The following is a 22476-nucleotide window of genomic DNA, read 5'->3' on the forward strand; positions in this document are numbered from 1 at the left end:
GGTGATTCATCTTCCTCTCATCATATTCAGTGATAAGAGCATTGAAAATACGCATGGGCTTGTAATTACATCTCAGCCATATGCCACTGGGTGGAAAAATAAAACATGATTAGCTTGATATTATCAAGATTTCTTTTTCGTCGCATGTAGTCATGAAAAGCTGCATGAAAGGGTGTTTACCTGTCTTGAAAACGGTTGTTGCAGTGTTTCATTTATGCAACGTGTGAAGTTTTTTGTTTTCACACGGTGAGCCCATGTCGGCGTGCCCGCAGCGCGCTGCCAGAGTAGTGGCCGCCTTCCTCGAGCGCTGAGCGCGACGCCTTCTGCGCCCGCGCATTCCTGCTGGTCATTCCCATATCTCGTCCACCGCGACACGTTTGTATTGACGATAATCCAGGTGTATCTGTGCGGCAATTACCTCGTGCAGCGCTGTATCCGCTCAGATGCGCTATCCATCCATTCTATTAAAACTCTTGAAATTTCTGAATATTCGAATGTTTCATTTGTAAATATATTCGTGGTGCTGGCGTTGATTTCCCTATACGGAAATTAAGGCGAAAGGATCACGGCAAATCGGCGGAATCAACGATACATAATCGATCGCGCCAATTCCCGCGCCGGGATTTCCAATAGCGTATCAAGATCAGCATTGTTATCATGCGAGATGCCTGATGCATATATATCCAACGTCAATATGGAGCAAAGACATTATGTCCGATGACCAGCAATCTCCCTCCCGGCGCCGCACGCTCATCAAGACCCTGGTGTTCGTGCCGATGGGTGCGGGCGCTGCAGCGGCAATCCAGCAGAACTTGCCCAACGCGACGGCCGCAGCGCCGGCCGAAGGCAAGCCAGATGCTTACACCCCAAAATTCTTCACCGCGACCGAATGGAAATTCGTCATCGCCGCTGTCGATCGCCTGATTCCGCATGACCAGCACGGCCCTGGCGCCGTCGAACTGGGCGTGCCCGAATTCCTCGACCGCCATATGCAGACACCATACGCCGCCGGTGCGATCTGGTACATGCAGGGTCCGTTCCTCGAAGCCACGTCCGAATTCGGCTACCAGGGCAAGCTGGCGCTCAAGGACATCATCCGCGTGGGCATCAAGGCCGTCGACGCGCATTGCGCCAGCAGCTTCTCGGGCAAGGCGTTTGCCGACCTCGACCTGCGCATGCAGGAGGCGGTACTGAAGGATCTCGAAGAAGGCAAGATCAAGCTGGCCGACATTTCGTCGAAGCTGTTCTTCGCTGATTTCCTCGCCGAAGTGCGCGCCGGCTACTTCGCCGATCCGAGCCACGGCGGCAACAAGAACATGGGCGCATGGAAGATGATCGGCTACCCCGGCATGCGGGGCGATTATCTCGAGTGGGTCAAGATTCGCGACAAACCGTATCCGCTCGGACCGGTCGATCTGGCGGGACGGAGAGGATAAGCATGGCAATCGTAAAACCAAAAACAGATGCAGTGATCGTTGGCATGGGCTGGGTTGGCGCCATCATTGCCAAGGAATTGACGGACGCCGGCATGAACGTCGTCGTGCTCGAACGCGGTCCTGACCGCGACACGCAGCCCGACTTCGCCTACCCGCGCGTGATCGACGAGCTCGAAGGCTCGGTGCACCGCAAGTACCTGCAGTCGCTGGCGCAGGAAACCATCGCCATCCGCCACAACGGCACGACGTCGGCGGTGCCGATGCGCCGCATGGGCTCGTTCAAGCCAGGCACAGGCGTCGGCGGCGCCGGTTCGCACTGGTCGGGCTGCCACTTCCGCGCGCTGCCAGAGGATTTCAAGATCCGCAGCATCATGGAACAGAAGTACGGCAAGAAGATCCTGCCGGCTGGCATGTCGATCCAGGATTTCCCGATCACGTATGAAGATCTGGAACCGCACTTCGACCACTTCGAATACGTGTGCGGCACCTCGGGCAAGGGCGGCATCATCAATGGTACGCAAGTTGCCGGCGGCAACCCGTTCGAAGGCTCGCGCTCGCGCGAATTCCCGCTCGGGCCCAACCCGGACTACCTGGGCGCCGAATACTTCTACAAGGCCGCCAACGCGATGGGTTACCACCCATACCCGATCCCGGCCGCGAATGCCTCGGGCACCTACGTCAACCCGTACGGTTGCCAGATGGGCCCGTGCAACTTCTGCGGTTTCTGCTCCGACTATGGCTGCCTGAACTACTCGAAGGCGAGCCCGAACGCGAACATCCTGCCGGTGCTGCGTGGCCGCAAGGGGTTCGACCTGCGCACGATGGCGCAAGTCATGAAGGTGAACCTGACGCCGGACGGCAAGATGGCCACCGGCGTGAACTACCTCGACGCCCAGGGCCGCGAGACCGAACAGCCGGCAGACATCGTCATCCTGGCAGCGTTCGCGCTCTACAACGTGCACCTGATGCTGCTCTCGGGCATTGGCCCGGCTTACGATCCTGTTACCAAGACCGGTACCGTCGGCAAGAACTACTCGTACCAGAACCTGAACCGCGTCTCGCTGTTCTTCGACGAGACCGTGCACGCCAACCAGTTCATGGGCATTGGCGGCGGCGGCGCCACGTTCGATGACCTGAACGGCAACCGCAACGATCCGACCAAGACCGGCTTCATCGGCGGCGGCATCATCTGGGCGCGCCAGCCGGGCGGCGGTCCGGTGCGCGGCATCGCGACCGCGCCGGGCGTGCCGGGCTGGGGCAGCGACTGGAAGAAGGGCGCCAAGGACGCAATGCGCCATTCGTTCTACTTCGAGGTGCAGGGCTCCTGCATGTCGTACGACGATGCCTATCTCGACCTCGATCCGAACTACAAGGATGGTTTCGGCCGGCCATTGCTGCGCATGACGTTCGACTGGCACGAGAACGAAATCATTGCGTCGCAATACCTGGTCGGCAAGGCGCAGGACATGTGCCAGGTGCTCAATCCATTGGCCATCAAGGGCGATGCGAAAAAGGCGGGTAGCCACTACAACATCAACCAGTACCAGAGCACGCACACGGTCGGCGGCGCCATCATGGGCGACAGCCCGAAGACGTCGGCCCTGAACAAGTACCTGCAATCGTGGGATGTGCCGAACGTGTTCGCGCCGGGCGCCAATGCCTTCCCGCAGAACAATGGCTACAACCCGACCGGCATGGTCGGCGCGCTGGCGTACTGGTGTGCCAAGGCGATCCGTGAGCAGTACATCAAGAACCCAGGCCCACTGGTCCAGGCATAAGAGGACGAACAGATGACGACGAAAAAACCTGTGAAAAAAGTCCTCCTGACCCTTGGCATCGTTGGCGCGCTGGTGTTTGCCGGCATGTACGGCTACGCCGTCGCGCCGACTGAGACGCGCAAGATCGAACCCGGTCCGCAGCTTGCAGCGGGCGCCAGGCCTGATGCCGGCCTGATCGAGAAGGGGCGCTATGTCGCCACCGCCTCGGACTGTATCGCCTGCCACACGGCGCCAAGCGGCAAAGCCTTTGCGGGCGGCCGCGTGATCCAGTCGCCGATCGGCAATATGTACTCGACGAACATCACGCCCGACAAGACGACCGGTATCGGCAACTACACGCTGGACGATTTCGATCGTGCGATCCGCCACGGCATCACGCCGACCGGTGGCACGCTGTATCCGGCGATGCCATTCCCGTCGTATGCCCGCATGAGCGACGACGACCTGCGCGCGCTGTACGCCTACTTCATGCACGGCGTGGCGCCGGCAAGCGCCGCGAACCGTGAGGCCGACATCCGCTGGCCGCTGTCGATCCGCTGGCCGCTCGGCATCTGGCGCAAGACCTTCGTGCCGGTGCAGGGTCCGATGGACCTGTCGAAGTACGCCGACCAGCGCATCGCACGCGGCGCCTACCTGGTCCAGAGCTTGGGTCACTGCGGCACCTGCCACACCCCGCGCGCCGCCACGCTCAACGAGCTGGCGCTGGACGAGTCCGGTCCCGAGTACCTGGCTGGCGGTCCGCTGATCGACGGCTGGCTCGCGGTGAACCTGCGTGGCGACAAGGTCGACGGCATGGGCAACTGGAGCGAGAAGGATATCGTCGATACCCTCAAGACCGGTCGCAACAGCCATTCCGGCGTGCTCGGCGAGCCGATGCAGGACGTCGTCCTGCACAGCACGCAGAACATGACGGATGCCGACCTGAGCGCCATGGCCGGCTACCTGAAGACGCTGCCGGCCACAGGCAACAAGAAAGCCAGCTTCACGGCCAGCACGGCGACAGTCGACGCCATCATGAGCGGCGACGACAGCCAGCGCGGTGTCCAGCTGTATCTGGACAATTGCTCGGCCTGTCACCGTGTCGATGGCAAGGCATCGGGCAATGTGTTCCCTGCGCTGCCGGGCAACCCGACCGTGCTGCAGCAGGACCCGAGCTCGCTGATCCGCGTGATCCTGGCCGGCGCACGCCTGCCATCGACCAAAACGGCGCCATCGGAGCTGGGCATGCCGGGCTTCGCATGGCGTCTGTCGGACGAAGAGACGGCGCACCTGACCACCTTCGTGCGCAATGCCTGGGGTAACAAGGCCGCGCCAGTCGGTGCAGCCGATGTGGCCAAGGTGCGCAAGGCACTGAAGGACCACGAGATCCACGAGATGGACAAGGGCGATACCAAGCACTAAGCGTGCGGTGGTAGCGTGACGGCGGCGCCGTCGGTACGGGGTCATTCACGTGGCCCGGTGCTGGCGGCGCCGCTTTTTTTTCGCGGGTAGGGTGGGCGGGTTTCCCGCCCACGCGTTCAACGCACCTTCGCACACCATGGAGCAACGCCAGGCGTGTGTCCATCCCGCCCGACCTTCATGTACAGTTTCGTTTGTCAGACTAAAGAACCTCGTGACGACGGCAGGTTCCACATCGGCACGCGTCGTGTTTCGCTTGAAGGTGTGCACGTCAACAACCACCACGCCAGCGGCCCCATGCGCTGGTAACCGAGGTGTAGCCTGACGGGGCTGCCGGACTATCCATGACGATCGAACTTATTCTGGTGGCAGCCAGGAGCTTCCTGTTTGTATTGGTGACGATGTTGCCAATTCTTAATCCGGCCGCCACTGCGCCGATTTTTCTGAGCCTGACCGAGGGCGCATCGCCGCCGATCCGCACGCTGCTGGCACGTCGCATCGCCCGCAACATGTTCTGGCTGATGGCCGGTTCGATGCTGATCGGTTCGTACGTCCTCGATTTTTTCGGCATCTCGCTGCCGATCGTCCGCATTGGCGGCGGCCTGATCCTGGCGTCCGTCGCCTGGCGCCTGCTCGGGGCGACGCCTGCCACGCCCGACAGCCGGGCCTCCCTGGCCGAGACCTTCACGCCGGAACACGCCCAGCGCCAAGCCTTTTATCCGCTGACTTTCCCGATCAGCTGTGGTCCGGCCTCGATCGCCGTCGCCATCACGGTCGGCGTGGCCCTGCATGATGTCAAGGTCGTGTTCTCACTGGCGCGCATGGGCGGCGCCTTGCTCGCCCTGGGCCTGATCGGCGTGCTGCTGTACCTCGCGTTCCGCTACGGCGAACACTTCCTGCGCCTGATCGGCGAAGCGGGCACCGCCGTCTTCCTGCGCCTGACCGCCTTCATCCTGCTGTGTCTGGGCGTGCAGATCGTCTGGGACGGGGTGCACGAACTTGTGCTCAGTCTGATGCCGGTGGCCACCCATCTTGCTGTTTTAATGTGACCTTATGGTCCTGACCTTTGGAGACCATCGATGACGTTCCTCACCACCACACCTGCCCGCATGGCGTTTGCATTATCGGGCTCTTTCTGCTGCAGCGCCGCGTTCGCGCAGGACACGCCGGAGCTCGACTTCTACGGCTCGCTGCGCACCCAGGTCGAATCGGTCCACCCCGACCGCGCCGACTCCTACACTGGCCTGCGCGACGCGTATTCGCGCGTGGGCGTCAGCGGCCAATACCCAATCAATGCGGGCCTGTCGCTCGTCGGCCAGGTCGAGCTGCCGGTCGATGTCGCCAATGCCAGACTGCGCGACCCCTACGACCAGGATGAAAACATCCGCATCGCCAGCGTCGGCGTGAAGGGCACGCTCGGCGCGCTCACCTACGGCCAGCAGTGGATGCCTTACTACAACGCGGTGGCGGCGCCGGTGGACATGTTCAGCACCTACTACAGCGGCTATGCGACCTACACCGTGTTCCGGGTTGCCAAGACGCTGGCGTACACGACCCCGACCTACAACGGCCTGTCGTTTGGCGCAGGCTATGCGCCCAGCAGCGGCAACCGCCGTTCGACCTCACGCATCGACGACCGCCGCTGGCAAGCAGTGGCGACGTATGTCCGCGGCGACACCCGCCTGGCGGCAGGGGTCGATGACCGGGGCGACGCGGGCTATGGCAAGAACCGCATCTACGGCGTCACGCTGAGCCACCAGGCCGATGCCTTGTACCTCGCGGTGAAGTACGAGGCATTCGAGACGGGCAACCGCCAGCCAGGCGGCTTCTCGACCGATGGCAACCGCGCCATCAATCTGTATGGCCACTATGCGCTGGGCAAGAGCACGATCAAGTTGATGCTCGCGAAGGTGGACAATTACGGTGACGAGATTGTCCACCTGGGCATCGACTATGCGCTGTCGCGCGACGCCAGGCTGTTTGCCGAGCTGTATCACGAAGCCGAGACGGCGGCGCTGACGACGCGCCGTGGTGGCCTGGCGGACGTGGATGGCGGTGTGCGTGGCGGTCGTGCGCTGGCAGTGGGGCTGCGTTACGATTTTTGAGCGGCGCGAGAGGGCGGACATTGCTGTAAGCGACCAATGGCTATGGGGATGCATGTTTGCGACGTCGCCTTGGACCGTCTATAGACGAGCTGCACATATCAGTGCTTAGACTTCGTTCGTAGACGTCTGCTATCGATCCAGAGCAATGGGACGGGCACAGCGGGCCATGGAAGCCTTGGTATAGAACGCCAAGTACGCGAATATCGTTGTTATGCCCCGACCACGAGTGTTTGTCATGCCAGTATAGATGTCAAGAAAGCACTATTTACGCTGTTTGATTATTAATGTAACATCCACAACACAGTTGTCACGCATTGACACAACATTGTGCCTTTCCTGTCATTTGGACAGCAATTCCTTTGACGATCATTTTGGAAAAAAGCACATGCACGCCTATCGCCTCTCAAGCAGCCCACGCTCGGTTGCCTACTTTCTTGGCAAAATTATCGTCTGTCTGCTGTGCGCACACGCAGCAGGCCTTGTCATGCGCCTGGGGTTGGGACACGAATTAGTCCATGGCCTGGTTCCCCTGTTCGACGTCAATGTCGAAGGCAATGTCCCGACTTTTTTCTCGGTGTGCCTTGGACTGTGCAGCGCCGCCCTGTTCGCTGTGATTGCGCTAGACGCAAAAAACCGTGGTGACCGGGACGCCTTCTACTGGGTTGTCCTGGCGGCTGGTTTTCTGTTCCTGTCTTACGATGAATGCTTTCAAGTGCATGAAAGAATGACCGGGCCAATGCGCGCTATATTGGGGGGCTCTGATCCGGAAAATGGCGCCAGACTTGGGCTGGTGTATTACAGTTGGGTCGTGCCCGGCCTGGTAGGCGCGTTCACGATCTCGCTGTTCTTCCTTAAATTCATGTTGCGCTTGCCAGTTGCCACACGTGTTCGGATGATTCTGGCGGCAGGACTGTTTCTTGGTGGGTGCCTCGGCATGGAACTAATCAATGGCAGTGTCATGGAAAGCCAGGGCGATAATCTGCTCTATAACGTGCTTGTCATGGTTGAGGAAGGACTCGAAATGACCGGAATGGCTACCCTGATCTATGCTATGACCAGCTATATCGCCGCAAACTGCGACAGACTTCAGGTCGATCTGCATGCCGGTGAAACTGCCGTTTTGGTGACTAAATAGACAAGCTAAGCAAGTGGGTACCGCGTGACGTCGATACCGGAAGCCCTTTCGCTACTGACTGATTTCTACCGTGCTACATTTGCAGAAAGCGGTAGTGCCGGCTCAATAAGGAGAAGTGTCGAACATTCCCTCTTCGACATTGACAATGTAGCCGTCTACGCCAGTCCAGTCGGAAAGGTTGAAGACTGTCCCTGAATCAGCCAATTTGCGAATTTCGACCCGTTGCACGGTCAGGGGCTTTGCTGGCATGCATTGACTTGGCGCTTCAAGCGGCCGCACGAAATACACTGGCGCGTGCCCCTTCGTCCCAGGATTGCGGACTCGGCGTGCGGTGAAATGTTCACCTGTTCCATCTCCTTGCACGAGCAACGCAGCCTGCTCGCTGACGCCAATACCTCGTGCATAATTAGCTGATCCCTTTGAGGCAGGCAATATTCCACCCTGGCAGCCAGCCCCGCCCTCCGAGGCAACAAGGCGGGCGACAAAGGTCACCAATCTTCCCATACGATCACGATGCACGAAATGCGAATCCGTGATCGTGCTCGCGAACGCCGGTGCAGACAGCAAGCCGCCACTTGGACTGAGGGGATCCGAACCAATGGTGATGCGTGGGTCAAAAGGATTCGTCAAGGCTCGGCTCGATTTGATCGTTCCCTGTAATGCGGCGAAATTGAACTCGCCGAGAATGGCAAGGCCAGCGCTGGTGCCGCCCACTGGCACTTTTTTCGCCAACAAGGTATTCAGTGTTTGCTGCAGTGCCGTGCCTTGCCAGTACCGTATGTAGTTGGCCTGGTCGCCTCCGGCAATGAACACTGCGTCGGCTTCGGTAACGACCGAATTGACGAATGGGTCGTCTGCCGCCGCCCGATCCGGGACGACCAATGTCTGGACTGAGCTCAGGCCGAGTGCAGCGCCGCCAGTCCAACCGTCAAGCGGCGGAAGCGTCGTGCGCCTATCCGGGCCACTGTAATAGACGTATGCGTTGTAGCCTTCCGAGCCGGTAGCGCGCAGAATCACAAATTTCCCCCCCCGTACCTGGCCGGACGCCGGCCTTGCGGATCATCCAGCGAAATGCTTCATCAACATCTTTGCCCCCGCCCATGAGCACGAACGCCGAACGTTGTAATTGGTCGGAAATGGCAGTGACAGCGCCCGGGTTTCCAACCGCGTAGTACCGGTAGGAGTGCTCCAGCGCAGCACCGGACTGCTGCATATTCGCAAAAAGAATCCACACGGCGCCAATACCGCAACGACGCCACCATATACGCGCTCGCGCTGGCATGCTCGACCCACTCATGTGCTCACCAAATCAATTCTGTGCGCGGCTGAGTTCTACCGTCAGATTTGAGGAAGGCAAAGCAATGCCTGCCTTGCGTAAGTGTTCGATCACTGTCAGCCTTACCTTTGAAGTAGTTGCAACGAAATCCGAGCGCCGGGAATCAGTCCAGAAACGCAAGTCCGGCACGACACCATCCTTTTCAAAAGATATCAACCGGACGGATGGCGCAGGGTCTGCCAGCACCTCTTGGACTGCCTTTGCCGCGTTCATTGGCACGGCGCCGCAGTCTGCCAGGTTGATTTCGTAGTCGACGTAGATACGAATCGCCGCTCGGCGCACGGGACTGGCGGTGTTGTTCGTCACCCGGGAAGTGAAAGTCTCCGCGTTTGGAACTGATACAACCCTGCCGTCATACGTGCGAATCAGGGTTGCTCGCAGTTCGATGCGCTCTACGCTGCCTTCGGTTTCTCCAATGATGATCTGATCGCCAAGCTCGAACGGACGCAGGATCAGGATCAGCAATCCGCTGACAAAGTTCGACAGGATGTCTTTCAAGGCAAAACCGAGCGCAATGCTGGTCAAGCCAAGCCCGGTGGCGAAATCCTCTGGCTCGATGCCGAAGGCGCCCGCCGCAACGACCAGGCCCAACGCCCAGACAGTATAGTAGCCAACCTGTTTGATCAGGTTCTCGACGGTCAAGTCAGAAATGAACTGCCGGAAAACGATGCGCATGATCCAGCGGACCAGCGAAGCAAGTAACCGAAATGCGAGCAGTACCAGGGTTGCTGCAAGCGCGCGCGGAATCACGACAATGGCCGATTCGAGCAGGCGCACAAAGGCAGTCTCGATACTCGATTGCACAGCAGTTACGAATCTGCTGCCTGCGGACGTCCTGCGCTGTGCAGCGCGAATGAGCGCACCATCGATCATGTCGGCCCATTGTGCTGCCAGCGTCTCGCCGTCAAGTAGGACGGTCCCTCGGCTACTCTGTGCCCCGGCAGGCATTGACACGAAGAGCCAGACGACTACCACGGCCAACCAGGCCAATGGCGACCTGGACAATGCGCCGGCACAGGCGATGCTCTTCGTACTACAAGGGTCATTCGTCTGGCAGCGTCGCGTGGAGATTGTCATCGCGGGCGCCTCGGACGCCTTCAGGATCAAAAGATGAGTTTCAAGACGCCCGCGCCTGGCGAGCAGTAGATACGAGTTGCAAAAGGCCGTTGACGTAAAGCGTGGGACTAAACGACAGGAAGAGACCGACAACCAACGCGAAGAGCAGGTTGCCGAGCCCGCCGAGAGTCGACGAAAAAAAGCCTCCCAGGTACTGCGCTATGGAGCTACCGTCCGGCACGAGCTCTCGTAACTGGCGGGTACTTTCCAACAAGCTGGATATCCACTGATATTGCATGAGCTGCTCTTGCAGCTTCTCAGCAGCACGAGGCAATCTGTCGGCCAGCTTGCTTGCCTGGTCACCGATGTCGGGAGCAATCAACCAGCCTCACAATGCCATGATCAACAGCGGCAGCAGCAGACCGATTGCCAGTGCAACAGTCTGATTCAATCCCGTCTTGCGATGTATCCAGGCGCCTGTCCCATGGAACAGAATGGCGAGCAGAATATCGCCGAAGACCACCAACAGCACCTCGGAGGCGGTGACGACAAGAAGTGCCATCAACGCGACAAATGCGTAGACGCTCGCTTGAATCAATGATGCATGTGCTACTGACTTGCTGTTCAAAGTAATCTACTCCTTAGAAAACGATGTCGTTCGGAAAATTCCTTTGCGAGTACCGTAGCGCGCGTGAACTGACGCGGCTTTTTCGTCGTCGACCTGCCGCCGCAGTGCCTGCAGCGTGCTTTCGTTTCTACTGGCAAATCCCACTACTGTTTCACTGCCTGAGCCAGCGCACGTACGCCGAACCTGGTGAGCCATGACCGCACACGGTTGGCGTCGGCAGCATGTGAATATTTGCCTTGAGCGTGGAGAAACACCATCACCGTGGGGCGGTTCTTGATGAGTGCATACAGCACCATGCAGCGGCCGGCTTCGGAAATATAGCCCGTTTTCTGCAAGCGAATGCGCCAGTTTGCACTCCCTGTCAGCCGGTTGGTATTCCTGTACAGACTGTTCGCCTTGCCTTGCCGGATGACCATGCGATGACCAGTCGAATAGCGCCGTATGAGTGGATTCTTTTCGGCTGCGATAACCAGTCTTGCAAGGTCATTTGGCGTCGAGACGTTATGTCGCGACAGACCGGTTGGTTCGACGTAGCGCGTCGCCTTCATGCCCAGCACACGCGCCTTGGCATTCATCGCAGCCACCAGTTTCCTGGTCCCGCCCGGATAATGGCGGGCGAGCGCCGATGCAGCGCGGTTTTCAGAGCTCATCAGGGCCAGGTGCAGCAGGTCGGCGCGCGACAGACGGGTCCCGACCCGGAGGCGCGACGAGGAATACTTGATCCTGTCGAGATCGGCTTTGGTCACGGTCAGCTTCTGCTTCATGTTCTGCCTGGCTTCGAGCACCACCAGTGCAGTCATCAGCTTGGTCAGCGAAGCGATCGGCATGACAACGCGCGGATTCTTCTGGTACAGGATCTTGCTCGATCGGGCATCAAGGACGACGACCGCGCTCGAGCGCAGCGTAGCCAGGTCGGCCACGCGCTTTGTGCTGACGGCGCCTGCATGAGCTGGAGGCGAAAGGAATACGAAGCAGCACAGGGCGAAGAAAGGAAGTGCGAACAGTTTCATTGTCGGGACCGGGAACTTCGAACGGCCGCTACGCAGCCAATCCGATTGAGATGAACATCGATGCTCATGCCGCGCCCATCGGGCCAGAGCAGCGAAATGGGCAATAGTAGGAGGCAGCACTTAGCAGTCACTTAGCAAGACCAATCTGGCAGGGGCAGGTCGGGGAGAGCCGGTCGAGCGCCGCCCGACCTGTCAGGCATGCACCGCTGCGTGTGCAGGGACTTGCCATGTGTTTGCTAGAATCGCTGCGGCGTTCCATGCCGTCGCCGTCTGGCTCTGGTACCAGGAACATTGTCGGCCGCAGTCCTGCGGCAGTGCTGCCACACTGCCTGGTCTGTCTAGAAAGGGTAAAAGGCAATGCGGGTTTTGCTGGTGGAAGACGACTACATGATCGGCAATGTCGTGCAGCAGGCATTGCGCGACGCCAGCTACGGTGTGGACTGGGTGATGGATGGGGACGCAGCCCTGCGTTCGTTTGCGTGCCTGCCTTACCAGATGTTGCTACTCGACCTTGGCCTTCCCAGGCAGGACGGCATGGAAGTGCTGCGTGCGATCCGCGCGGCCGGTGGGCGAGTTCCCGTAATCCTCTTGACCGCACGCGACGAAACAGAGGATCGCGTGGCCGGACTCGATGCCGGTGCCGATGACTATCTGGTCAAGCCTTTTCAGCTCAGTGAATTACTGGCACGAATGCGCGCGGTAACGCGGCGTCAGAGCCCGGCGGTGGGGCCGGTATTGACAAACGGTTTGCTGACACTCGATCCAGTCACTCACGAAGCGCGCGCGGATGCGGCGGCGGTGCGCCTGACCGGGCGCGAGTTCGCATTGCTGCAGGCGTTGATGGTGCGGCCTGGTGCAATACTTTCAAGGCATGATCTGGAAAGCCGGATTTATGGCTGGAACGAGGAAGTCGAGAGTAATGCGGTCGAGTTCCTGATCCATTCGCTAAGGAAAAAACTGGGCAGCACAGCCATCAAGAATGTGCGCGGGGTTGGCTGGATGGTGTCAAAGCCGGCATGAAGACGTCGCTGCAGTATCGCTTGTCGGCCTCGATTTCGCTGGCGGTCGTCGCCATCGCTGCAATTGCCGCGGCATCGGCGTTCCTCACCGCCCTGAAAGAGGCACATATTGCCCAGGACAAGCAGCTGAGTCAGACCGCCCACATCGTCATCCGAATCCAGGCCCGACCGATTACCTTGGCCGTACGCCAGCGGATCAGTGGAATCCGTCTGGAGGAACGCATTGTCGTGCGCCTCCTGCATGATCCTGACGTAGGGGACATAAGCGCACAGAACGGGCCGCCCCTGTTCTCGAACCGGCTGCCGGATGGTTTTCAGACGGTCGAGGTCGGTACCGAATCCTGGCGCACTTTCGTCATGACCGACGCTGATGGCGTTCGAATTGCAGTAGCACAACAAACCACGGTACGCAACGCCATGGCAGTGCGAAGCGCAGTGCGGTCGCTCATTTCATTCGCGCTTTTAGCACCGGTACTTGTATTTCTGGTTCGCTTCCTGATCCAGCAACTCCTGGGGCCCTTGCGCAAGCTTGCCGTAGAGACCGGGCAGCGCAGGAGCGATGATCTCGGCCAGCTTGATCCGGTTGGGCTTCCGGACGAAATTCAGCCTTTCATCTCGGAAATCAACCGCCTCCTGATCCGGATTGACCGCAGCATGCAGGCGCAGCGGCGGTTTGTTGCCGACGCTGCCCATGAACTGCGCTCGCCGCTGACGGCGATGAATCTTCAGGCGGAGCGGCTGATGGCGGCTGACATGTCGAGCGAAGCGCGGCAGCGCTTGTTGGCGTTGACCGATGGGCTGAAGAGAAACCGCGTCATGCTCGACCAGTTGCTCGCGCTGGCGCGCTCACAGCAAAGCACACATGACCCGAAGGCGCGAGTCTCGCTTCAGCAAACGATTCGCCTCGTCATCGAGGATTTGTATCCGCTTGCCGAAGAGCGCGAGATCGACCTGGGGGTCGTGGGCAGCGACGATGCGGCGATTGGGATTCACCCGATCGAGCTGCAGATGTTGATCAAGAATCTGGTCGATAACGCGATTCGTTACTCACCGCGTGGCGGACGGGTCGATGTGCTGGTGGTACCAGATGAGCAAGTAGTCAACCTGATCGTGGACGATACCGGCCCCGGTATCGCGGGGGCCGAGCGCGAGCGTGTATTTGATCCGTTCTACAGGATACTGGGAAATGGCCGCGAGAGCGGATCTGGCCTGGGTCTGGCAATCGTGAGGGCGGTTGCGGACAAGTCAGGCGCAACCGTGTCGCTCATGCATCCTCCTGTGCATCAAGGTTTGCGCGTAGTGGTCCGATTCAATCGCTGAGCGCCTGCCGCACGCGTGTGCCACATCGCCACCGGCGCAGACTTCGCTCCGTTGGTACGAACCAGTGCTGGTTTGCAGTGCTTGAGACGGGCGTGACGGCCAGCTTCATGGTCTCTGCCGGCGAAGCAGTATGCACATGCCCGGCGAGCGATTCACATTCACTGACTTTACCGGCGCAGGCATCGTTGAACAAGCTGTCTGGTCACCGGTACACAGTGAGTGTCTGGATGGAAAAATTTAAATATCCCATATTTTTCTCACCATGCACACGTCAAACTTTTACCTTCACGACACGCCGGTCCTCCGTGGCAAATCGTTAAATATCGCAGCAATAAGTTTTTACTCCGGCAAAGGGCTGCTTTCAGCTTTGGATTCAACGGGGACGGTGCACGGCTTTTTCGGTAGCTGTCACTTGTGCTCGGTGTGACTGCAACTCACGGAGTTTGCCGCTACCCATTCAGCAGCGCTGGCAACCGGATTAACTGAACTCTCTCCCGGGTTATTCTGGCGCATCGGTTCAATGCCTCCACGAATCACCGGCCTGTCCCCGATGGCATACCGGGACTGCGTCAACACCAGGGTCGAGCCATCCGGCAAAGGATAGGTCGCGTTGGCAGTCGTCATCCCTGACGAAGTGCTGCCAAACGTCTGCACTCTGGCCTCGCCAAGCAGAGCAATCAACAACATTTCCCCTGCACTCGACGTGCGTTTGTCGGTGACGACCGCCAGCGGTCCCTTGTCGAAGCGGCTTAACGGATTGGCCCGGCCTTCACCCGTTCTCTGGCGCATTTCTTGCAGGCTAGCACGATTCATCAGCGCCGTGCGCTTGCCGTCGCGGTCGACCCACATCGCGTTGTTGGCATCGCTGAACAATGGATGCATCGCCACCAGGGGCGGCCAGGCATTACCACCAGTCTGCTCGCTCAGGTCGACCACCAGGGCGCAGGCGTCGGTGATGCCGGGCGCTGTCTCTGCCTCGTCATGAAAGCGTGTCAAGTAGGAGCCAAGGGCCGTCATGGTGCTATTGACGACAGGCGGCGGTGTCCAGCGCAATACTTTGCCTTTGCTTGTTTGCAGCACCAGGAAAGTTGCCGGAGGAAGATCGCTCGATGCTGTTTGCATGCGCTGTACGGTCAATTCATGGCGTGCAGGGATCAGGAAACTATGCCCGTTCGTGTCGAGGGTCGCCAGGAGACCAGTGATGCGTGTGTACAGCTCTGTTCGGTCGACTTCCAGGGGTTGTCCATCCAGGATGGCCAACAGTGCCATCCTGGCCCGGTCATATTCGGCCTGCTGGCGTGGGTACAGGCCACGGCTTTCGACAAGCGCGACCGTCTTGCTGGCGACTTCACGTGCCAATGAAACAGACATGGTTTGGGCAGGCGCTTCAGCACCGACGGCAGGCGTGAAAAACATCGCAGCCAGGACCGCGATGCCAAATGCTCGATGCATATTGAGATCCGCTTCCAGATGAGAGGAGGATCAAAAGTCTGGCACACTCAACGCGGGAAAGATGCGCACATTTTCACGGGCCTGAAAAGGCTGCTCCTGCCCGAGCTCCACGGCGCGTTCACCGCAACGTTTTCCGAAACCCTGCAGACCCCACTTACACCACCGAACCCAGCTTAAAGATCGGCAAATACATCGCCACCACCAGCCCGCCAATAAGCACACCAAGAATCACCATGATCAACGGCTCCATCAGCGACGACAGCGCCGCCACGGCCTCGTCGACTTCTTCCTCGAAGAAGTCCGCCACCTTGCCCAGCATGGCGTCGAGCGAGCCGGATTCTTCGCCGATCTGCACCATCTGGATCACCATGTTCGGAAACACTTCAACATTCTGCATCGACGCCGTCAGGCTGGTGCCGGTGCTGACCTCGTTCTGGATCTTGCGCGTCGCTTCCAGGTAGACGGCATTGCCGGATGCGCCGCCGACCGAGTCGAGCGCCTCCACCAGCGGCACGCCGGCGGCGAACATGGTGGCCAGCGTGCGGGTCCAGCGCGCGATGGTGGCCTTGCGGATCACGGGGCCGAAGATTGGCAGGCGCAGCAGCAGGCGGTCCATCGCCTGCTGCATCTTGAGCGAGCGGCGCCAGGCCTGGAAGAAGAAGTAGCCGGTGGCGAACATCGAGCCGAAGATCAGGTACCACCAGGTGACGAAGAAGTCCGAGATTGCCATCACCACCAGGGTCGGCGTGGGCAGGTCGGCGCCGAAGCTTTCAAACACCTGCTTGAAGGCCGGCACGACCCAGATCATGATCACGGCGGTAACGATGAAGGCCACTGCCAGAATGGCGATCGGGTAGGTCAGCGCCGACTTGATCTTGCCCTTGAGCGCGAGCGTTTTCTCTTTGTAGATCGCCAGGCGCGTGAGCAGGTCTTCAAGAATACCGGCCTGTTCGCCGGCCCCGACCAGATTGCAGAACAGCGGATCGAAGTACAGCGGGAACTTGCGGAACGCGCGGTTCAGGCTCGTGCCGGTTTCGACGTCGTTGCGCAGGTCCTGGATCAGCTTGGCCATCGACGGGTTGCCGTGGCCCTTGCCGACGATGTCGAACGATTGCAGCAGCGGCACGCCGGCCTTCATCATGGTCGCGAGCTGGCGCGTGAACATGGTCAGGTCCTTGTCGGTGATCTTCTTGCCGCTGCGGTAGACCTTCTTCTTGACCTTGGTGACCATGATGCCCTGGCGGCGCAGCGTCACGTTGACGATCGCTTCGCCGCCGGCGCGCACTTCGCCGCGCACGGTGCGCCCGGTCTTGTCCTTGCCTTCCCAGGCGTACACGTTCTCCTTGACCTGTGCGCCGCGGCTCTTGGGGGATAGGGAAGTTGCCATGGGGGTTCCTGTTCAGGGTCTTATTCGTTGGTGCAGCCGAGGACTTCTTCGACGCTGGTCAGGCCTTGCTTGACTTTCATGAGGCCCGAGCGGCGCAGCGAGTTGACGCCTTCCTTCTCGGCCTGGGCCGCGATTTCCATCGCGTTGCCGTTGCCCAGGATCAGGGCTTCGATCGCGGGCGAGATCGGCATGATCTGGTAGATGCCGACCCGGCCCTTGTAGCCCGAGCCCAGGCAGCGGTCGCAGCCGACCGGGCCGTACGGCTTCCACGAGTCGTCGATGTCGGTTTCGCGGTAGCCGGCAGCGAGCAGCGCTTCGTGGCTCGTCGCCAGCGGCTGCTTGCAGGTGCACAGGCGGCGCGCGAGGCGCTGGGCCGTGATCAGGATGACGGACGAGGCGATGTTGAACGGCGCCACGCCCATATTCATCAGGCGCGTCAGCGTCGACGGCGCATCGTTCGTGTGCAGCGTGGAAAACACCATGTGGCCCGTCTGCGCGGCCTTGATCGCGATGTCGGCCGTTTCCAGGTCGCGGATCTCGCCGACCATGATGATGTCGGGATCCTGACGCAGGAAGGACTTCAGGGCGACCGGGAAGGTCAGGCCGGCTTTTTCGTTGACGTTGACCTGGTTTACGCCGGGCAGGTTGATCTCGGCCGGGTCTTCCGCGGTCGAGATATTGATGCCCGGTTTGTTGAGCAGGTTCAGGCAGCTGTACAGCGAGACGGTCTTGCCGGAGCCGGTCGGGCCGGTCACGAGCACCATGCCGTAGGGGCGGGCGATGGCGTCGAGCAGCAGCGCCTTCTGGTCGGGATCGTAGCCGAGCGCGTCGATGCCCATCTGGGCCTGGGTCGCGTCCAGGATACGCATGACGGTCTTTTCGCCGAACAGCGTGGGCAGCGTGCTGACACGAAAATCGATCGTGCGCGTGGCCGACATGATCAGGCGCATGCGGCCATCCTGCGGCACGCGCTTTTCGGCGATGTCCAGGCGCGCCAGCACCTTGATGCGCGAGACCAGCTTTTCGCGGATCGCCAGTGGCGGCGACGCATGGTCGCGCAGCACGCCGTCCACGCGCAGGCGGATGCGGTAGAACTTTTCGAAGGGCTCGAAGTGGATGTCCGATGCGCCCATCGTCACCGCGTCGATCAGGATCTTGTTCAGGAAGCGCACGATCGGCGCGTCCTCGACATCGTTGGCCGCCTCGGGCGGCGCGGCTTCCTTGTCGTCGTCGGCGAACTCGATCGCCGCTTCTTCGCCGGCCAGGTCGCTCAGGTCCTGCTCGGCGCCCTTGGCGATGACCGCCAGCAGGGCCAGCAGGGCGTCGTGCGGCACGATCACCGGTTCGACCGTGGCCTCGCTCTGGAACTTGATCTGGTCCAGCGCCTGGCTGTTGGTGGGGTCGGACAGCGCGACCGACAGCTTGTTGCCGCGCTTGGCCAGCGCGATCACGCGCTGGGCCTGCATCAGCTTGGCGTCGATGGCGCTGGCAGGCAGTACACCCACCGAAAAGGCCGACAGGTCGAGCAGCGGATAACCGAAGGTCTCGGCGCAAAACGCGGCCAGCGTGCGCGCTTCGATCGCGCCGCTGGCCAGCAGCGCATCGATGAACGCGATTTTTTCCTGCGCGGCTTTCTTGTGCAGCATGTCCGCCTGCACGGCGCTCAGGCGGTTGGCCTGGACGAGCGCGCGCGCAAGGCCCGACAACGGTGTGCCGGTGGTCGGATGAGGGAGGACTGCTGCCATATGAGCCGGGTGTGGGTACCTCAGGAATGTGACCAGAACGCCAGAGTCACCGGCGGATCAAGGGATGATGCCTATGGGCATTAATTTTGTAAAGGATTTGGTGTGACGTGCAGCAAGACGGGCATGTGGACAATCTGGCATGGCATGCCGGATCGTCCACATGGCGCTGCGTCTATCTGCCGCGCTACAGAGTGAGCCGCCTTGGCGGCGATGAAACACTCTTGGTAAAGCTATTACGGTTGTGGTCGCCTTGCAAAGCTGGGTTTTCGCAACACTTCAGCCCGCCAATACTGCATGCGTTCTAGTGTGCGAGCGCCAGGCGCGTACTCGATGCTGTACCAGTCACGCCAGGCGTATGCGCGAGCTTGAACACGGCCAGCGCATCGGTCAGGTGGCCGGTCTGGCCCGTCAGCGATTCGGCGGCGGCTGCCGCTTCCTCGACCAGCGCCGCATTTTGCTGCGTCATCGCATCGATGCTGCCGATGGCCAGGCCAATGTCTTCGATGCCCGCGTTCTGGCGCGTCCCGGCATCGCGGATCTCGAGCATGATGGTTTGCACCTTGCCCACTGCCTCGACGATCTGCGCCATCGTCACGCCGGCCTGGTCCACCAGCGCGCTGCCGGCGCCGACCTTGGCGACCGAGTCGCCGATCAACTCCTTGATCTCCTTGGCGGCCGCTGCCGAGCGATGCGCCAGCGTGCGCACTTCGCTGGCCACCACGGCAAAGCCGCGGCCCTGCTCGCCGGCACGGGCCGCTTCGACGGCTGCGTTGAGGGCCAGGATATTGGTCTGGAACGCGATGCCGTCAATGGTCGCGATGATGTCGACGATCTTGTTCGACGAGGCGCTGATGTCGCCCATCGTCGTGACCACGCCGCCGCCGACGTCGCCGCCGCGTGATGCGATCTCGTTGGCCGTGACCACCAGCGCACTGGCTTCGCTGGCGTTGGCGGCGTTCTGACGCACTTCACCCGTCAGCTCGGCCATTGCGCGCGTGGTGCGGTCGACGTTCGATGCCTGCGATTCGGTGCGGCTGGCCAGGTCGGCGTTGCCGCTGGCGATCTCGCTGCTGGCGCTGGCGATGGCGTCGGCCGAGGCCTTGATGTCGCCCACCAGCGTTGACAGGCGCGTGCGCATTTCCTTCAGCGCGGCCAGCAGGCTGCTGCTGTCGCCCGCGTCGGTGTGGATCTCCATCGACAGGTCGCCGGCGGCCACCGCCTGCGCGATCGTGCGCGCATAGGCCGGCTCGCCACCGAGCTGCTGCCAGATGGTGCGAACCATGAACCAGGAGATCGCCACCAGCACCGCGATCACGATCAGGGCCGACAGCACCATCGCGATCACGGTCTGGCGCACGCTGTTCTGGCTGGCCTCGATGCCGGCAGCGAACTGGCGCTGGGCCAGATCGGCCGTCCTGGCCAGGTCGGCATTCAGCGCGGCCAGGGCCTTTTGCATGGCGCCGACGGTGGCTTGCGGGTCGCCTTGCTCCATCTCGAGCATGATGCGGGCCGACGACAGTGCCGGCGTGTAGTAAGCGGTGAATTCGGTATTCAGGCGCGCGCTCGTGGCTTGCTGGCCGGGGATCTTGGCGAGCTGGTCGAGTGCGGTGCGCACCTTGGCGGCCTGGTTGTTGGCCTGGTCGACGAGCGCCTTGTCGTTCTCGGTAACGGCATCGGTCAGCATGACGGTGACGGCTCCGATGTCGAGCGACAGGACCTTGACCGCGTCCATCAGCGGATAGTCCACCGACTCGGTGGTGGTGATCGACTTCAGGGCGCCGTTCGCGATGGTCGCGCTGATGCCGGCCCCCAGGCCGAAGATGATGGCCGAAATGATGGGCAGTGCCCAGATCCTGCGCTTGATGCTCATGCTTGTCTCCAGATACAACGCCCGCCACGCGGCGCAGGGCCGGTGGCGGGCGTGGTTAGTGCTTGCTTATGGGGTAAGGACGACCTTGACGCTCGCATCGACGGCGCTCTTGTCGATGTAGCCGATGGCCTTCGGGTTGGCGGCGACGGCAGCCTTGACGCCGGCGTGGTCGGCGACTTCCTTCGGCATCGTGGCCTTGCCGGTAAACACCAGCTTGGACCACAGGGCCTTGGCCTGGGCCGCGTCCTTGTCCGCGACCTTCTTGTAGAACTCGGCGCGCACCGGCGCGTTGTCGGGCTGGTCGATCGGCGTCATCGACGTCGATTTACCCAGGAAGAACTGGGCGACCTGGTCCTTGGTCAGCGCGCTCTCGGCGGCCTTCGGATTGACGACGACCACGACTTCGGCCAGGGCCGGCAGTGCAGCGAAAGCGGTGCTCAGGCAGGCAGCGATGATGATTTTTTTCATGGCCGCTCCTTAGAACACGAAATCGAGGGCGACGGCGCCGACGGTCACAGGACCGGAGAAGCCCGGCTTGACATTGATGAACAGGCCGCTGCCGGTTGGCTTGATGCGGTCGATCTGCACCTTCAGCGCGGCCGACTTGTAGAAGTCCCAGCGCACGCCGATCGTGTCGGTGGTCTGCTCGCCCTGGCCAACGCCCGAGACGGCAATCCGGCTCACGCCGGCGCGCAGCGCCTGCAGGGTCGGGGTGCAGGCAGCCGGGAAGCCGGCGGGGCAGGCGGTCGGCACGGTGTTGTTGATGGTGCTGTCGATCTTCAGTTCCGAGCGCGTGTAGTACGGCAGGAACTTGCCGATGCGGTAGCCGCCCATCACGTACCACGACGTGGTGTCGTTGATGTAGGTCTCGGTCTTGCGCTTGGCAAATTCGCTCTGCAGCACGAAGTTGTTCCAGTCGGCGGTCAGGCCGATCGAATTGAACGTGCCCTTGTCGCCCTTGGCTTCCACTTCGCTTGCCAGCGCGGTCAACTGGGGCATGCGGTAGCCGGCACCGGCAGCGCGCAGCGAGCCGATCAGCGTATTGAGCGATGGCAGGTCGTCGAGCGTGACCTTGGTGCGGGCGTGGCCCACGCGCAGCGTGAACGGGCCGTTTTCGGCCACCACGTTCAGCGCCAGGATGTCCTTGCCGCGTACGTGGAAGCTCGTCACCGGCGCCTTGGTGCTGCCAGCGGCGAACTGCGTGGTCAGGCTGGTGTTGCCGAACTCGTGGCGCCAGGTGATGTCGGCGCCATCGACGCTGTTGAATGGCACTTGCGAATACACTTCCGACGGCGGGCGCAGCATCGTGTTGGCGTAGCCGACGTTGCGGTAGTCCGAGATCATGAAGATCGGCAGGCCGACACGGCCCACGCGCACGCTCAGTTCATCCGAGATGCGGAACTTGGCGAAGGCCCAGCTCAGTTCGGCGCCATAGCCTTCTTCGGCATCCTTGCGCACCAGGCCCTGCGCGGTCAGCGACAGCCAGTCGTTGACGGTGTAGTCAGCTTGCAGCCCGAGGTTCGAATCGATACCGGTGCGGAAGTCGCCTGCGCTGCCACTGGCCTGGTTCGGACGGGCAAATTCGGCGCGGTCTTCATCCGCGTAGGTGGCGGCAGCGGTGCCGAAGCCGCTGATTTTGACGGCGGTCTCCTGTGCCTGTGCGACCGGCGCGCACAGAGGCAGCGCCAGCAGGCTGGCGATCATTGTTTTTTTCATAATAGGAATGTGCGGTAACGTAAGCTGCTGGAAACGACGGCGCTGACAAGGGCAGCAGGCAGGAGCGCCGGTACATACTGGAATT

19 protein-coding genes are annotated in these 22476 nt (G+C 61.0%); 8 read left to right on the forward strand and 11 right to left on the reverse strand.

Features of this window, described 5'->3' with window-relative positions; all coding sequences use genetic code 11:
• The first annotated feature begins 710 nt into the window (after positions 1-710).
• From AC56LV_RS19530 to AC56LV_RS19555, 6 genes are all read left to right on the forward strand, one after another.
• Positions 711-1436: a gluconate 2-dehydrogenase subunit 3 family protein gene (locus AC56LV_RS19530; RefSeq protein ID WP_499560066.1), complete on the forward strand. Its 726-nt coding sequence runs from the start codon at positions 711-713 to the stop codon at positions 1434-1436.
• A 2-nt stretch (positions 1437-1438) separates the two neighbouring features.
• On the forward strand, positions 1439-3214 hold the full coding sequence (locus AC56LV_RS19535; protein ID WP_499560067.1) for a GMC family oxidoreductase: 1776 nt from the start codon (positions 1439-1441) through the stop codon (positions 3212-3214).
• Positions 3215-3226: 12 nt separating this feature from the next.
• Positions 3227-4615 (forward strand): c-type cytochrome, encoded by a 1389-nt coding sequence (locus AC56LV_RS19540; protein WP_499560068.1) that lies wholly within the window; start codon positions 3227-3229, stop codon positions 4613-4615.
• Positions 4616-4956: 341 nt separating this feature from the next.
• Positions 4957-5661 carry a MarC family protein gene (locus AC56LV_RS19545; protein ID WP_499560069.1) on the forward strand — a complete coding sequence of 235 codons (705 nt, stop codon included), beginning with the start codon at positions 4957-4959 and terminating at the stop codon, positions 5659-5661.
• A gap of 30 nt (positions 5662-5691) precedes the next feature.
• On the forward strand, positions 5692-6717 hold the full coding sequence (locus AC56LV_RS19550) for a porin (protein WP_499560070.1): 1026 nt from the start codon (positions 5692-5694) through the stop codon (positions 6715-6717).
• Positions 6718-7102: 385 nt separating this feature from the next.
• Entirely contained in the window at positions 7103-7852 is a 750-nt protein-coding gene (locus AC56LV_RS19555; protein WP_499560071.1) for a DUF8692 domain-containing protein, read from the forward strand.
• 102 nt (positions 7853-7954) lie between these two features.
• Here AC56LV_RS19555 and AC56LV_RS19560 read toward each other — a convergent pair whose 3' ends face one another.
• From AC56LV_RS19560 to pbpG, 5 genes are all read right to left on the reverse strand, one after another.
• Positions 7955-8869, reverse strand: a complete 915-nt coding sequence (locus tag AC56LV_RS19560) for a cyanophycinase (protein WP_499560072.1) — start codon at positions 8867-8869, stop codon at positions 7955-7957.
• Between the two features lie 292 nt (positions 8870-9161).
• Entirely contained in the window at positions 9162-10061 is a 900-nt protein-coding gene (locus AC56LV_RS19565) for a mechanosensitive ion channel family protein (protein ID WP_499560073.1), read from the reverse strand.
• 244 nt (positions 10062-10305) lie between these two features.
• A complete protein-coding gene (locus AC56LV_RS19570) occupies positions 10306-10626 on the reverse strand; it encodes a hypothetical protein (protein WP_499560074.1) in 321 nt (106 codons plus the stop codon).
• A 6-nt stretch (positions 10627-10632) separates the two neighbouring features.
• Positions 10633-10872: a hypothetical protein gene (locus AC56LV_RS19575; protein WP_499560075.1), complete on the reverse strand. Its 240-nt coding sequence runs from the start codon at positions 10870-10872 to the stop codon at positions 10633-10635.
• A 143-nt stretch (positions 10873-11015) separates the two neighbouring features.
• A complete protein-coding gene (gene pbpG / locus AC56LV_RS19580; RefSeq protein ID WP_499560076.1) occupies positions 11016-11882 on the reverse strand; it encodes a D-alanyl-D-alanine endopeptidase in 867 nt (288 codons plus the stop codon).
• Between the two features lie 357 nt (positions 11883-12239).
• Between pbpG and AC56LV_RS19585 the strand changes: the two genes are divergently transcribed.
• Both AC56LV_RS19585 and AC56LV_RS19590 read left to right on the forward strand, forming a co-directional pair.
• On the forward strand, positions 12240-12902 hold the full coding sequence (locus tag AC56LV_RS19585) for a response regulator transcription factor (protein ID WP_499560077.1): 663 nt from the start codon (positions 12240-12242) through the stop codon (positions 12900-12902).
• Positions 12899-14221, forward strand: a complete 1323-nt coding sequence (locus AC56LV_RS19590; protein WP_499560078.1) for an ATP-binding protein — start codon at positions 12899-12901, stop codon at positions 14219-14221. The genes AC56LV_RS19585 and AC56LV_RS19590 overlap by 4 nt, the downstream gene beginning before the upstream one ends.
• A 408-nt stretch (positions 14222-14629) precedes the next feature.
• Here AC56LV_RS19590 and AC56LV_RS19595 read toward each other — a convergent pair whose 3' ends face one another.
• From AC56LV_RS19595 to AC56LV_RS19620, 6 genes are all read right to left on the reverse strand, one after another.
• Positions 14630-15673 carry a S41 family peptidase gene (locus AC56LV_RS19595; RefSeq protein WP_499560079.1) on the reverse strand — a complete coding sequence of 348 codons (1044 nt, stop codon included), beginning with the start codon at positions 15671-15673 and terminating at the stop codon, positions 14630-14632.
• 154 nt (positions 15674-15827) lie between these two features.
• A complete protein-coding gene (locus tag AC56LV_RS19600; RefSeq protein WP_499560080.1) occupies positions 15828-17060 on the reverse strand; it encodes a type II secretion system F family protein in 1233 nt (410 codons plus the stop codon).
• Between the two features lie 20 nt (positions 17061-17080).
• Entirely contained in the window at positions 17081-18805 is a 1725-nt protein-coding gene (pilB, locus tag AC56LV_RS19605; RefSeq protein ID WP_499560081.1) for a type IV-A pilus assembly ATPase PilB, read from the reverse strand.
• A 301-nt stretch (positions 18806-19106) separates the two neighbouring features.
• Positions 19107-20675, reverse strand: a complete 1569-nt coding sequence (locus AC56LV_RS19610; RefSeq protein WP_499560082.1) for a methyl-accepting chemotaxis protein — start codon at positions 20673-20675, stop codon at positions 19107-19109.
• 66 nt (positions 20676-20741) lie between these two features.
• Positions 20742-21143, reverse strand: coding sequence for a type 2 periplasmic-binding domain-containing protein (locus AC56LV_RS19615; RefSeq protein ID WP_499560083.1), 402 nt, complete (start codon positions 21141-21143; stop codon positions 20742-20744).
• Positions 21144-21152: 9 nt separating this feature from the next.
• Positions 21153-22391: a porin gene (locus AC56LV_RS19620; RefSeq protein ID WP_499560084.1), complete on the reverse strand. Its 1239-nt coding sequence runs from the start codon at positions 22389-22391 to the stop codon at positions 21153-21155.
• Positions 22392-22476 lie beyond the last annotated feature (85 nt).

This window comes from Telluria sp. RB2R28, from assembly GCF_059685835.1.